This is a genomic window from Flavobacterium olei (assembly GCF_039749035.1).
Lineage (GTDB): Bacteria > Bacteroidota > Bacteroidia > Flavobacteriales > Flavobacteriaceae > Flavobacterium > Flavobacterium olei.
Window position 1 is genome coordinate 251,517 of sequence record NZ_JBDKWC010000006.1, and the last position, 13,051, is coordinate 264,567.

Sequence of the window (13,051 nt, forward strand, 5' to 3'; positions counted from 1 at the left end):
CTAAGATAACAATCTTTTTACTACATGAAAATTAGAATCCCAATTATTTCAGGGATTCAGCAATCAATAGTGCACATTTTTCACCATCGATTGCTGCAGAAATAATTCCGCCGGCATAACCTGCACCTTCTCCGCAAGGATATAACCCTTTTATCTGCACATGCTCATAAGTTACAGGATCTCTTGGAATTCTTACAGGCGAGGAAGTCCGGCTTTCGGGTGCATGCAAAATGGCTTCATTTGTCAAGTAACCACGCATTGATTTTCCAAAATCCTGAAAACCCTGGCGCATGATTTGAGAAAGAAATCCGGGAAAAACCTGTCCCAATTCAACCGAGGTTGTGCCGGGAACATAAGAGGTTTTGGGAATATCGGATGATACTTTATTTTGCGTAAAATCGACCATTCTTTGCGCGGGAACCCTTTGAGTTTGCCCGGCCAGATGCCACGCTTTTTGTTCGATACTTTTTTGGAATTCCATTCCGGCCAGAGCACCGAATTTTGCAAAAGGCTTAAAGTCTTCTAATTTCAATTCGACCACAATTCCAGAATTTGCCGTTGACTGATCACGTTTAGATGGCGACCAGCCGTTGGTAACCACTTCGCCAGGACTTGTCGCGCAAGGCGCAATTACACCGCCGGGACACATACAAAACGAATACATTCCGCGGCCATTAACCTGTTTTACAATAGAATAGGGTGCCGGAGGTAAATGTTCTCCGCGGAAATCACAACTGTATTGAATGCTGTCGATTAATTCCTGAGAATGTTCTGCACGAACTCCTAATGCAAAAGGTTTTGCTTCTATTAAAATTTTCTTTTTGTCTAATAATTCAAATATATCACGAGCAGAATGTCCCGTTGCCAAAATCAATTTATTAGCCTGAATTTTATCGCCGTTTTGCGTTACAATTCCGTCTACTTCATTGTTCTTTACCAAAATATCGGTCACACGGGTTTCAAACAAAACCTGTCCGCCGAATTCGATGATCTTATTTCGAATATCTTCAATAATTTTTGGCAATTTATTGGTTCCAATATGCGGATGCGCTTCCACCAAAATATCTTCTGAAGCTCCAAAAGCAACTAAAAGTTCTAAAATCCGGGTTACATCACCACGTTTTTTAGAACGAGTATATAATTTCCCGTCAGAATAGGTTCCTGCTCCACCTTCTCCAAAACAATAATTAGAATCTTCGTTTACAATATGTTCCCGATTGATTGCTTTTAAATCACGTCTACGTCCGCGAACATCTTTACCACGTTCCAAAACAATTGGTTTTAAACCTAATTCTATTAATTGCAGTGCAGCAAAAAGTCCGGCCGGACCGGCGCCAATTACAATAACTTCCTGAGCTTTTGAAACATCATTATAGTTCGGAAGTTCGATTTTAGTTTCCTGAAAAGGTTCGCTTTTTAAATAAATAAGAACTTTTAAATTGATTTTAATCGCTTTTTGACGTGCATCAATAGAGCGTTTTAAAACAGAAACGTGCTGAATTTCATTTGAAGGCACTTTGATCTGCTTAGACAAATGGTCTTTTAGCAATGATTCGTTTGCAGCAATTTCCGGTGTAACCTGAAGTAAAAGTTCTTTTGGCATTTTTGTATGTTTATTCTATTAGCTTTTCTTTCTATGAAAAGAAGCTACAAAAGTAGTATTTTGGAATGAGATTTTATCAATTGTAAATTTTATCCAATTCTATGTTCATTTTTGTCACATTGAGCGAAGTCGAAATGCACGCGCGGTTCTCTCCCGAAGCTTTGGGACGCTCGAACTGACAATCAAAATCAATAAAGTCAAACAATATAAAACTCCATTTTCAAAAGAGTCTTTGTACCTTTGCTCCTTAAAACCTTTGCTCCTTAAAAAAAATGTCCAGAAAAATAAAATTGATTTGGGATTTCCGCGGACCGGCTTCGGCTCAAACAGCCGAGCATCACGAAATTCATTTAAAAGAATATATCGTTATAGAAAAACTACCTTTAAATATAACTGGTTTTAATATCGTAAACGATATGCACGCCACCGCTTTTATGGTAGTAACCGATGAAAATATGATTCAGGTGAGAGATGCTTTAAAACCGCATCGGGGTGAAGTTTATTCTGAGTAAGAGGTTAAATGAAAAATGTGAGATGAAGTATCAAATACATTTTACATCTCACATTTAACATAGATCTTAATTAGCTACTTCACTAATAAACTTAATACGCATTAAACGCAATTCGTCAATATCGTAATCGCCGTCAAATTCTTTAAGGGCATCTTCGATTTTATCCGATTCTGATTCCATAAAGTAATCGTGAATTTCTTCCTGCTGATCGTCGTCCAGAATATCATCAACCCAATATTTAATATTCAGCTTGGTTCCTGCATATACGATTTGCTCCATTTCTTTGATCAAAGCATCCATGGTCAACCCTTTCGCTGAAGCGATATCTTTCAATGACAATTTTCGGTCAATATTCTGAATGATATAGAGTTTATTTGCAGAGTTTACTCCTGTCGATTTTACGACCAAATCATCGGGACGAATGATGTCGTTATCTTCAACATATCTGTTGATTAATTCGACAAATTCACTTCCGTATTTTTTTGCTTTTCCTTCACCAACCCCATGAATATTGTACAATTCGGCAATAGTGATTGGATATTTAAGCGCCATGTCTTCAAGAGAAGGATCCTGAAAGACCACAAACGGAGGAACTCCCAGTTTTTTGGCCACTTTTTTACGAAGTTCACGAAGCATTCCCGTTAAAACTTCATCTGCAGTACCGGAAGATTTTCCGCCGGTAACTATAGTTTCATCATCAGATTCGGTATATTCGTGATCTTCAGACATCATAAACGAAACCGGGTTTTGGATAAAATCCAAACCTTGCTGTGTAATTTTAATCACACCATACGTTTCAATATCTTTTGATAAATATCCCGTAACGAGAACTTGTCTTAATAATGCCATCCAGTATTTTTCGTCGTGGCCCGAGCCGGAACCAAAATACGGCTGTATATCTGTTTTATGTGCCTTAATAACGGCATTGATACGCCCTATTAAAGTAAACACAATTTCTTTTGATTTGTAAATGTGTTTGGTATCGCGCACAATCTCAAGCAATTTAACGACCTGATCTTTGGCTTCGATTTTATTTTTAGGATTACGAACGTTGTCGTCCATATCGGCACCTTCCCCGGTTTCACTGTCAAATTCTTCTCCAAAGTAGTGCAGCAGGAATTTTCTGCGTGACATTGAGGTTTCGGCGTAAGCCACTACCTCCTGCAAAAGGGCAAAACCAATTTCCTGCTCGGCAACCGGTTTTCCGGACATGAATTTTTCCAGCTTTTCTACATCTTTATAGGAGTAATAGGCCAAACAATGTCCTTCTCCTCCATCACGACCTGCACGGCCAGTTTCCTGATAATAACTTTCCAGGGATTTTGGAATATCATGGTGAATTACAAAACGAACATCCGGTTTGTCAATTCCCATACCGAATGCAATTGTTGCTACCACAACATCTACGTCTTCCATCAGAAACATATCCTGATGTTTGGCGCGGGTTTTTGCATCTAAACCGGCATGATAAGGAACAGCACTGATTCCGTTTACCTGTAAAACTTCGGCAATAGATTCGACTTTTTTACGGCTTAAGCAGTAAATAATTCCGGATTTGCCTTTATGTTGTTTAATAAACCGGATAATATCCGATTCGATGTTTTTGGTCTTGGTACGAACTTCGTAATATAAGTTCGGTCTGTTGAAAGATGCTTTAAAAGTATTCGCATCAGACATGTCAAGGTTTTTCAAAATATCTTCCTGAACCTTTGGCGTTGCTGTAGCGGTAAGTCCGATGATAGGAACTTTACCTAATTGCTTAATTATATGCTTCAGGTTTCTGTACTCTGGCCTAAAATCGTGACCCCATTCTGAAATACAGTGCGCTTCGTCGATTGCTACAAAAGAAATAGGCACACTTTGCAAAAAGGTTACATATTCTTCTTTTGTTAAAGATTCGGGAGCAACATATAAAAGTTTGGTAAGGCCTGAAGTGATATCCTTTTTGACCTGGGCAATTTCTGTTTTAGTAAGAGATGAATTTAATACATGTGCGATTCCATTTTCCGAAGAAAGACTTCGAATCGCATCAACTTGATTTTTCATCAAAGCAATTAACGGAGAAACAACAATTGCTGTTCCTTCCTGAATTAAAGCGGGTAATTGATAACAAAGAGACTTTCCACCACCCGTCGGCATTATTACGAAAGTATTAGTCTGACCTAAAATACTCGTAATGACTTGCTCCTGCAAGCCCTTAAATTGGCTAAAGCCGAAATACTTCTTTAATTCTTTATGTATTTCAATTTCGTTTGAATTCATTCTCTATATTAACTGTATTTTGTATAAATTTGCAACACATAAAGATACAACTTTCTTTTATACATACAAATTTTAAACATTCTGTTTTGATCACAAAAGAAAATATATTGGCGATTGCCAAAAAAACAATACTCTCTGAAAGTGAAGCAATTACAAAATTAATTGATTTTTTAGACGAAAATTTCTCCGAAGCAGTCCAGCGCATATACGAAACCAAAGGCCGTTTAATCGTTACGGGCATAGGAAAAAGCGCGATTATTGCCCAAAAAATGGTTGCCACTTTTAACTCTACCGGAACCCCTTCTATGTTTTTACATGCCGCAGAAGCAATTCACGGCGATTTAGGAATGATTCAAAACGACGATACTATAATTTGCATTTCTAAAAGCGGCAATAGTCCTGAGATTAAAGTTCTGGTTCCGTTATTAAAAAGATTTGGAAATACTTTGATTGCAATTACAGGCAACGTAACTTCATACTTGGCAAAAGGTTCAGATTTTGTATTAAATACGACAGTTGATACAGAAGCTTGTCCTATTAATCTGGCACCAACAAACAGCACAACGGCACAATTGGTTATGGGAGATGCTTTGGCAGTCTGCCTGATGGAAATGCGAGATTTTAAACCAGAAGATTTTGCAGTTTATCATCCGGGAGGCGCTTTGGGCAAAAAACTATTACTTCGTGTAAAAGATATGATCGAGCATTCGTTAAAACCTGCTGTTAGTCCTGAAACCTCTATTAAAAAAGCAATTTTTGAGATTTCTGAGAAACGTTTAGGCGTGACAGCAGTAATAGAAGACAATAAAATTATCGGAATTATTACAGATGGAGACATCCGAAGAATGTTAAATGACGTAGATACTATTGCTGACTTAACTGCCAGGGATATCATGTCTAAAAATCCTAAAGTAGTTTCTTCAGAGACTATGGCAGTCGATGCATTAAATATTTTAGAAGATTTCTCGATCACGCAATTGATTGTTGCCGATAATGGAGAATATAAAGGAGTTTTACATTTACATGACATTTTAAAAGAAGGAATAGTATAATGGCAAAGAAAAACCTTGGCGAGATGTCATTTTTGGACCATCTTGAAGAACTGAGATGGTTATTAGTTAGAAGCACAATTGCAGTTATTATAATGGGAATTGTGACCTATTTTTTTAGTGATTATTTATTTGATGAAATAATACTGGCACCCACAAAACCTTCATTTTTTACTTATGTATGGTTTTGCGATTTATCCCATCAGCTTGGGTTTGCAGAAAGTATTTGTATAACCGAATTGAATTTCATCATTCAAAACACAGAAATGGAAGGTCAGGTCAATATCTTCGTATGGATGTGTCTGCTTGTCGGATTTATTACGAGTTTCCCTTACATTTTATATGAATTATGGAAATTTATAAGTCCTGCTTTGTACGAGAAAGAACGTAAAAACGCAAAGCTGTTTATATTTTCCTCGTCTCTACTTTTCTTTTTAGGAGTAATATTTGGTTATTTTGTTGTGATTCCGATGTCGGTTAATTTCGTTGCCACTTTCTCTGTGAGTAAGGTCGTGGTCAATCAGTTTACCATTGAATCTTATATGGGAATGGTTAAAACGAGTGTTTTGGCCAGCGGGTTGTTTTTCGAACTTCCAATTATCATTTATTTCCTGACTAAATTAGGACTTGTTACTCCGATCTTTTTAAGAAAGTACTGGAAATATGCGGTTATAATTATTTTAATTGTTGCCGCTATTGTAACACCACCGGATGTTGTGAGTCAAACCATTGTAGCCATACCAATGCTTATTATCTATGAAATAAGTATCTGGATATCAAAAGTTGTATATAGAAATAAATTAAAAGAAAATGTCTGATATAGTTCAAGAATTTAACGACTATCGTTCTAAAATGAACGAAAAATTATTAGCTGACAATAATAAAATTGTAAAACGAATTTTTAATCTGGACACCAATGCTTATGCAGCCGGAGCCCTTGATGTAAAGACAAAAGAACTTTTAGGATTAGTTGCCTCAGCGGTTTTACGTTGCGATGATTGCGTAAAATACCATTTGGAAACCAGCCATAAAGAAGGCGTTACAAAAGAAGAAATGATGGAAGCAATGGGAATTGCCACTCTTGTTGGAGGAACGATTGTAGTACCACATTTAAGAAGAGCTTACGAATTCTGGGAAGCTCTGGAAGAACAAGCTGGCAATTAGATAATTTGATAATTAGTCAATTAGATAATTCAACATGTTATGTTAATTGATTTAATGGATTAATTTATTTTATCTTATTTTGCCTTCAGGATAACATTGTACCAATTTGAATTATCATCTAATTATCAAATTGACAAATTATCTAATTATCAAATTGACACATTACCTAATTAGAACAAATGAAGCTTAGAGCCGATAATTTAATAAAAACCTACAAAGGAAGAAGCGTCGTAAAAGGAATTTCTGTCGAAGTAAATCAAGGGGAAATCGTAGGGCTTTTGGGACCAAACGGTGCCGGAAAAACCACTTCTTTTTACATGATTGTTGGATTGGTAAAACCAAATCAGGGAAATATTTATCTTGATGATTTGAATATTACCGATTATCCGATGTACAAACGCGCACAACAAGGAATTGGCTATCTGGCGCAGGAAGCTTCTGTTTTTAGAAAATTAAGTATAGAAGATAATATTCTGAGTGTATTGCAATTGACAAAACTTTCCAAAGAAGAGCAAATTGCTAAAATGGAAAGTTTGATTGAAGAATTCAGTTTAGAACACATTCGCACCAACCGTGGAGATTTACTTTCGGGAGGTGAGCGTCGCCGTACCGAAATTGCCCGTGCACTTGCAACCGATCCAAAATTTATTTTACTGGATGAGCCTTTTGCAGGTGTTGACCCGGTTGCGGTTGAGGATATTCAGCGAATTGTGGCTCAGTTAAAAAACAAAAATATCGGAATTTTGATTACCGATCATAATGTTCAGGAAACTTTAGCGATTACCGATAAAACATATTTAATGTTTGAAGGAGGAATCCTGAAAGCCGGAGTTCCGGAAGAATTAGTAGAAGACGAAATGGTGCGCCGTGTGTATCTCGGCCAGAATTTTGAACTTCGTAAAAAGAAACTGGAATTTTAAAAAAGTTATATGTGAATGGTAAAAAGTAAAATATGCTTTTTACCATTTTTCATTTTACCATTTTTCATTTTACCTCTTACTTTTCACATCTTACTTTTTACATCTTACTCAACAGTAATAAACTGCAGTTGTTCTAAATCTCCGTTGTAAATATTAACATCAACACGATTTTCTATCCCCGGCAAAGATGCTTTTTCTGTAAATTGCCAAAACAGCCAATCGTCTTCTATTTTTTCTCTGTAGAAGTTATAATTGGCAATCCAGAAAAGATATTCTCCAAATTCGTCCTTTAAAAAATCGGAATAATACCTTTCGCCTGAATAAATTATCGGGCGAACCTGATAATGTTTTTCGACTTTAGTCAGCCAACGCTTCAAGCCTACTTTCAAACTATCTAAAGATTGATTTTTAGGCAATTTTTCGATATCCAGAACAGGAGGAAGATCTCCTTTTTGCAATTTGACAGTTTTTATAAAAAGATCGGCCTGTTCTATAGAATTTTCGTTCGGACGGTAATAATGATAAGCGCCACGCATGATTTTGTTTTCTTTTGCGCCTTCCCAGTTTTTCCTGAATTGCCTGTCAACACGATTATTGCCCGCTGTTGCCCGAATAAAAACAAAATGAACCGGATATTTTTCATCGAGAATCTCTACTTCTTCCCAATCAACTTTTCCCTGAAATTCAGAGACATCAATACCAATTACTTTTCCTTTATGATTTTCGAGAACGCGAATGTTTCTAACATCCGAAAGATGTTTGTCGACTGCATCTTCTTCTAAAACTTTCTCAGATTTAAATCCTAAATAATAAGCGAGTCCTTTACGATAATGATAAACGATTCCCAAAAAAAGAAGTACAAAAGCAATTAACAAAAGTCCGCGAAAAAGCCTGCCCACAAATGATCTTTCTGAGTTTGATTTTCTTGAAGTTGTTTTACGATAAGTCGTTTTTCTTGCCATTAAAAAAGAACTACTTTTTCAAAAAAAGATTATTAATGATCGAAAGCAGTACATAGAAAGCAATAATCAACGGAATGGCGATGTATTGAAGCAAAATTACCATCAAAACAGAAATTATTAAAAACACAATCTGAAGTGCATTTTCTTTCAAATTAAACTTTTTAATTTTTAAAGAAAACAACGGAATTTCAGCATTTAAAATATAAGCACTGCATAAAGTTATAAGTAATAAAACCCATTGATTAGTCAAAATTTCAAGGATCATAAGGGAATCTGAAAATTTAATGACCAAGGGAAGGCTTAAAATAAACAACGAATTGGCCGGTGTTGGGAGGCCAATAAATGAATCAGTTTGTCTGGTGTCAATATTAAAATTCGCCAGACGATAGCACGACCCTAAAGTAATGATAAAACCTAAAAACGGAATTACAGGACTTGTTCCCAGTTCGTGTCCGCTGTTTGCAAACATACTGTACATAACATAACCCGGAGCGACACCGCTGGTTACCATATCTGCCAAAGAATCTAACTGCAATCCCAGCGGACTTGAAACTTTGAATAGTCTGGCAAAAAAGCCATCAAAAAAGTCAAAGAAAATGCCAAGGCAAACCATATAAAAAGCCATCAAAAAATAATAGGAGTCGTCTGTTTCTATGGCTTTAGAAACAAAAACAACTGCGATACAACCGCAGAAAAGATTTATTAATGTAATTAAATTTGGAATGTGCTTTTTAATATTCATAGTTTGAAATTTTGATCGTAGCAGAGAACAAATTTAGCATAATAACTCAATGCAAAACGAGTTTTTGCGAGAGTTTTTTAGTAATAAACCTGACTTTCGGAATATTTAATCAAATGAACTTATTACATGATTAAATTATTATATTTTTGATAAAAAAATAAATTAGACCTTTGTTGGCAAAACAATAACCCTTGAAAAAACTTTTAACCTTTTTATTTATTTGGAGTTTCACTTCACATTACGCACAAACTGCCCGAAAATATTCGAATGAGTTTATGAACATTGGTGTTGATGCCGCTGCGTTGGGAATGTCTAGCGCTGTTGTTGCTTCTACAAATGATGTTAATGCAGTGTACTGGAATCCGGCTGGTCTGACACATCTTGAAGATCATCAGATTAGTCTGATGCACGCGAATTATTTTGCCAATATTGCCCAATATGACTTTATTGGCTATGCAAGTCCGATTGATGACAGAAGTGCCTGGGGGATTTCTATGATTCGTTTTGGTGTAGACGATATTATGGACACTACACAATTGATAGACAGTCAGGGAAACATCGATTACAACAGAATACGTCTGTTTTCTACCGCCGATTATGGTTTTACTTTTTCTTATGCAAGGCAACTTCCTATTGAAGGATTTCAATATGGCATTAATGCCAAAGTAATTCGAAGAGTTATTGGTAAATTTGCGAATTCCTGGGGATTTGGTTTTGATATCGGTCTTCAGTTTGAAAGAAATGACTGGAAATTTGGCTTAATGCTTCGTGACATTACTACAACATACAATGTCTGGAATATTGATGAAGAAGAGTATGCAAAAATTGCCAATGCCATTCCGGGAGAAAACAACGAATTACCGGAAAGTACAGAGATTACCTTGCCAAAAGCTCAATTGGGAGTTTCAAAAAGATTTGATTTTCATAACGATTGCAGTTTGGTAACCTCAGCAAATTTAAATATGAGATTTGAGCAGACAAACGATATTATTTCATCAAAAGTAGTAAGTATAGACCCAGCTCTAGGGTTTGAATTTGGTTACACCGATTTGGTTTTCGTAAGGGCCGGAGCAGGAAATTTCCAAAATGTTACACAGCTGGATAATACCGAAAAAGTAAATTTTCAACCCAATATCGGTCTAGGTTTCAGATACAAAGGAATTCAGATTGATTATGCCTTAACAGATTTGGGAAATCAAAGTACAGCCTTATATTCTAATATCTTCTCGCTGAAGGTAGACCTGGGAATCTTTAGATAATTAAAAATTACAAAATCATAAAAATGGTCATGTTAAAAAAAACATTTTATATTTTACTCTTCTTAGTAAGTTTTATTGGTTTTAGCCAAAGTTTACCTTTATCAAAAGATGCTAAAGTAAGTGTGTTAACCTGCGGACTAGGGAACGAAACTTATTCTTATTTTGGACATACCGCTATTCGTGTGGCAGATCCGGTGAACAATATTGATGTAGTCTACAACTATGGCGCTTTTGATTTCAGGACGCCAAATTTCGTTGCTAAATTTGCAAAAGGTGATTTACAGTATTTTATTGTTACGCACCCTTTTTCTGATTTTTTAAATGAGTATAATGCAGATAAAAGGAGCGTTTATGAGCAGGATTTACAAATTTCTACCGCTTTAAAACAAACCATATTTGACAATTTAAACAAAGCGCTCTTTTCTGACGAACGCTCTTATACTTACAAATTTATTGACAAAAACTGTACTTCTATGGTTGTTGATGTGATCAATAGATCATTGGGTCAAAATGTGATTACCAAAAAGGGAGATACAGACAAAACGTATCGCTCGATTTTGTTTCCGTACTTTGATGGTCATTTTTACGATCAGCTCGGAACAAGTATTATTTTTGGAACCAAAGTTGATCAAATGGGTACGAAAATTTTTCTTCCGTTTGAATTAAAAAACAGTCTGGAAAAAACTACTTTTCAGAATCAGCCCTTAGTCAGTAAAAGCAAAACACTATTAGAATTTACAAAAGAAACTCCAAAATCATTGTGGAATAATATTTATACGTATTTGTTTATCTTGCTGTTTGTAATTTTAGCAAGAGACAAAACTGTAGATAAAATCTACTTTTTGATTTTATCTCTGATCGGCATATTCTTTGTCTGTATGGGATTTTATTCTTTTCATCAGGAACTGGCGATGAATTACAATGCATTGCTATTTAGTCCGCTGCTATTAGTTTTAGTTTTGTTTTCTGTGTTCAAAAACAAATTATGGACTTATAGATTGTCATTAATAAACTTTGTGTTACTAGTAATTTACTTTCTGTTTCTGGTAAACAAAGCACACTTTTTTATTACTTTACCTTTAATAATAACCAGTGGTATTGTTTTAGTAAGAACGGGAATACGTAATAAAAGACCAATTCCGATTATAATTTAAATCTTACTGACCTCTATAGAATAAAACAGTAGTAATCGTCTTAAACGTGATACTCAAATCAAGAAATACACTTCTGTGTTTGATATAATAAAGATCATATTGAAGTTTAATAAGACTTTCTTCAATCGATTCTCCATAAGAATAATTGACCTGAGCCCAACCTGTAAGACCAGGTTTAATTACATGTCGTGTTTCGTAAAAAGGCATGACACTTGCAATTTCTTCAACAAAGAAAGGACGTTCGGGCCTTGGGCCAATTACAGCCATATCGCCTTTTAAAACATTTATAAATTGAGGAAATTCGTCAATTCTGGACTTTCGCATAAACTTGCCAAAAGGCGTAACTCTTTTGTCATTATGACTGGCAAAAACAGCACCATGAGTTTCTGAATTCTGAGTCATTGTCCTAAACTTGTATATTTTGAATATAACTCCGTTCTTTCCCACTCTTTCCTGTGTGTAAAAGAGACTTCCTTTATTGGCAAATAAATTACAGATAAAAATAATAGGAATAAAAACAACACAAAACAGAATACCGAAAAAAGAGAAAAGCAATTCTATTAATCGGATCAGCAACAAATACAATTGATTATTGTTACTTCTGCTAAAAGGGAAAAAACGGTAAAAATCTCTTGCAATATAATGCACCGGGATTCGCTGTGTTTTGCTTTCATAGACTTGTGTATATTCCCGTATTACATTTCCGGATTCTAAAAGGTGCAATAACTGCAGATATAAATCCTGTGTTATTCCGTCTGTTTTTCTGGAAGCTATTACAATTTCAGAAACCTGATTTTTAAGAACAAAAGCTTCTAAATCCTGTTTTTTAATCTCTTTCACATAATGAAAGTCAGAATCTTTTTCGTCTTCTGAATCTGAATTTACAAAACCAATTATTTTATAATGAGGATCAACATTTTCAAGGCCAAGAACGAGTTCTTCAACTTCATTCTGATCGCATATTAAGACTACATTTTGTGAAAATCGATAAGATGCTAAAAAATAGCAGTAAAAAAAACGCCAGATCAATAATGAAGTGAGTACAGCAAAATAAAAGATTACAATTACCAGTCTTTGCTTAGGAAGTTCCGGCGATAAAACTGGTGTAAACAAATATACTGTGACTGCTGTTATAGAAGTTATAACAACACTCCGCAAAATTTGAAAATGGTTACTCGCTACTTGCAAATTATACATTTCGAAAATTGCCCCAAAAACATAAATATAGCCAATAAGCAAAAATGATTTTAAAAATCTATTTTCAGAAAGGGAGTAGTATTGATAGTCAAAAAGTATGCTAATAATAAATAAACCCGTAAAAACAAATGCTGCATCAGCAAAAACAAGCAACACTTTTCTTTCGGAAATTTCGAAATGCATTTTCCTTTTTGAAAACATCTTTATAGGTTTAAATCTGATTGTTG

Annotated in this window: 12 protein-coding genes; 7 read left to right on the plus strand and 5 right to left on the minus strand. The window is 35.3% G+C overall.

The features are described from left to right. Positions 1-43 precede the first annotated feature (43 nt). Positions 44-1,603 (minus strand): NAD(P)/FAD-dependent oxidoreductase, encoded by a 1,560-nt coding sequence (locus ABEB31_RS17075; protein ID WP_347052867.1) that lies wholly within the window; start codon positions 1,601-1,603, stop codon positions 44-46. Positions 1,604-1,875: 272 nt separating this feature from the next. On the opposite strand from ABEB31_RS17075, the gene ABEB31_RS17080 reads away from it, so the two are divergent. After that, positions 1,876-2,115 carry a hypothetical protein gene (locus tag ABEB31_RS17080; RefSeq protein ID WP_347052868.1) on the plus strand — a complete coding sequence of 80 codons (240 nt, stop codon included), beginning with the start codon at positions 1,876-1,878 and terminating at the stop codon, positions 2,113-2,115. A gap of 66 nt (positions 2,116-2,181) precedes the next feature. Here ABEB31_RS17080 and recQ read toward each other — a convergent pair whose 3' ends face one another. Then, positions 2,182-4,377: a DNA helicase RecQ gene (recQ, locus tag ABEB31_RS17085; RefSeq protein ID WP_347052870.1), complete on the minus strand. Its 2,196-nt coding sequence runs from the start codon at positions 4,375-4,377 to the stop codon at positions 2,182-2,184. 86 nt (positions 4,378-4,463) lie between these two features. On the opposite strand from recQ, the gene ABEB31_RS17090 reads away from it, so the two are divergent. From ABEB31_RS17090 to lptB, 4 genes are all read left to right on the plus strand, one after another. Beyond that, complete coding sequence (locus ABEB31_RS17090) at positions 4,464-5,429, plus strand: KpsF/GutQ family sugar-phosphate isomerase (RefSeq protein WP_347052871.1); 966 nt, start codon at positions 4,464-4,466, stop codon at positions 5,427-5,429. After that, positions 5,429-6,244, plus strand: coding sequence for a twin-arginine translocase subunit TatC (tatC, locus tag ABEB31_RS17095; protein ID WP_347052873.1), 816 nt, complete (start codon positions 5,429-5,431; stop codon positions 6,242-6,244). The genes ABEB31_RS17090 and tatC overlap by 1 nt, the downstream gene beginning before the upstream one ends. Continuing rightward, a complete protein-coding gene (locus ABEB31_RS17100) occupies positions 6,237-6,590 on the plus strand; it encodes a carboxymuconolactone decarboxylase family protein (protein ID WP_347052875.1) in 354 nt (117 codons plus the stop codon). The genes tatC and ABEB31_RS17100 overlap by 8 nt, the downstream gene beginning before the upstream one ends. Positions 6,591-6,769: 179 nt before the next feature. Further along, positions 6,770-7,510 carry an LPS export ABC transporter ATP-binding protein gene (gene lptB / locus ABEB31_RS17105; RefSeq protein ID WP_029272155.1) on the plus strand — a complete coding sequence of 247 codons (741 nt, stop codon included), beginning with the start codon at positions 6,770-6,772 and terminating at the stop codon, positions 7,508-7,510. Positions 7,511-7,614: 104 nt separating this feature from the next. On the opposite strand, the gene ABEB31_RS17110 is transcribed toward lptB, so the two are convergent. Then, positions 7,615-8,472 (minus strand): glycoside hydrolase family 25 protein, encoded by an 858-nt coding sequence (locus ABEB31_RS17110; protein WP_347052877.1) that lies wholly within the window; start codon positions 8,470-8,472, stop codon positions 7,615-7,617. Positions 8,473-8,482: 10 nt separating this feature from the next. Continuing rightward, complete coding sequence (locus tag ABEB31_RS17115; protein WP_347052878.1) at positions 8,483-9,214, minus strand: CDP-alcohol phosphatidyltransferase family protein; 732 nt, start codon at positions 9,212-9,214, stop codon at positions 8,483-8,485. A 191-nt stretch (positions 9,215-9,405) separates the two neighbouring features. Here ABEB31_RS17115 and ABEB31_RS17120 point away from each other — a divergent pair, with 191 nt between their 5' ends. Next, on the plus strand, positions 9,406-10,473 hold the full coding sequence (locus ABEB31_RS17120) for a putative type IX sorting system protein PorV2 (protein WP_488168028.1): 1,068 nt from the start codon (positions 9,406-9,408) through the stop codon (positions 10,471-10,473). A 29-nt stretch (positions 10,474-10,502) separates the two neighbouring features. Then, on the plus strand, positions 10,503-11,627 hold the full coding sequence (locus ABEB31_RS17125) for a lipoprotein N-acyltransferase Lnb domain-containing protein (RefSeq protein ID WP_347052880.1): 1,125 nt from the start codon (positions 10,503-10,505) through the stop codon (positions 11,625-11,627). A gap of 3 nt (positions 11,628-11,630) precedes the next feature. On the opposite strand, the gene ABEB31_RS17130 is transcribed toward ABEB31_RS17125, so the two are convergent. Beyond that, entirely contained in the window at positions 11,631-13,025 is a 1,395-nt protein-coding gene (locus ABEB31_RS17130) for an exopolysaccharide biosynthesis polyprenyl glycosylphosphotransferase (RefSeq protein WP_347052882.1), read from the minus strand. Between the last annotated feature and the right edge of the window lie 26 nt (positions 13,026-13,051).

Bases quoted from the DNA above. Each gene is read 5' to 3' on its own strand.
- ABEB31_RS17075 (WP_347052867.1), bottom strand. From the start codon at position 1,603: ATGCCAAAAGAACTTTTACTTCAGGTTACACCGGAAATTGCTGCAAAC.
- ABEB31_RS17080 (WP_347052868.1), top strand. From the start codon at position 1,876: ATGTCCAGAAAAATAAAATTGATTTGGGATTTCCGCGGACCGGCTTCG.
- recQ (WP_347052870.1), bottom strand. From the start codon at position 4,377: ATGAATTCAAACGAAATTGAAATACATAAAGAATTAAAGAAGTATTTC.
- tatC (WP_347052873.1), top strand. From the start codon at position 5,429: ATGGCAAAGAAAAACCTTGGCGAGATGTCATTTTTGGACCATCTTGAA.
- ABEB31_RS17100 (WP_347052875.1), top strand. From the start codon at position 6,237: ATGTCTGATATAGTTCAAGAATTTAACGACTATCGTTCTAAAATGAAC.
- lptB (WP_029272155.1), top strand. From the start codon at position 6,770: ATGAAGCTTAGAGCCGATAATTTAATAAAAACCTACAAAGGAAGAAGC.
- ABEB31_RS17110 (WP_347052877.1), bottom strand. From the start codon at position 8,472: ATGGCAAGAAAAACGACTTATCGTAAAACAACTTCAAGAAAATCAAAC.
- ABEB31_RS17115 (WP_347052878.1), bottom strand. From the start codon at position 9,214: ATGAATATTAAAAAGCACATTCCAAATTTAATTACATTAATAAATCTT.
- ABEB31_RS17125 (WP_347052880.1), top strand. From the start codon at position 10,503: ATGTTAAAAAAAACATTTTATATTTTACTCTTCTTAGTAAGTTTTATT.
- ABEB31_RS17130 (WP_347052882.1), bottom strand. From the start codon at position 13,025: ATGTTTTCAAAAAGGAAAATGCATTTCGAAATTTCCGAAAGAAAAGTG.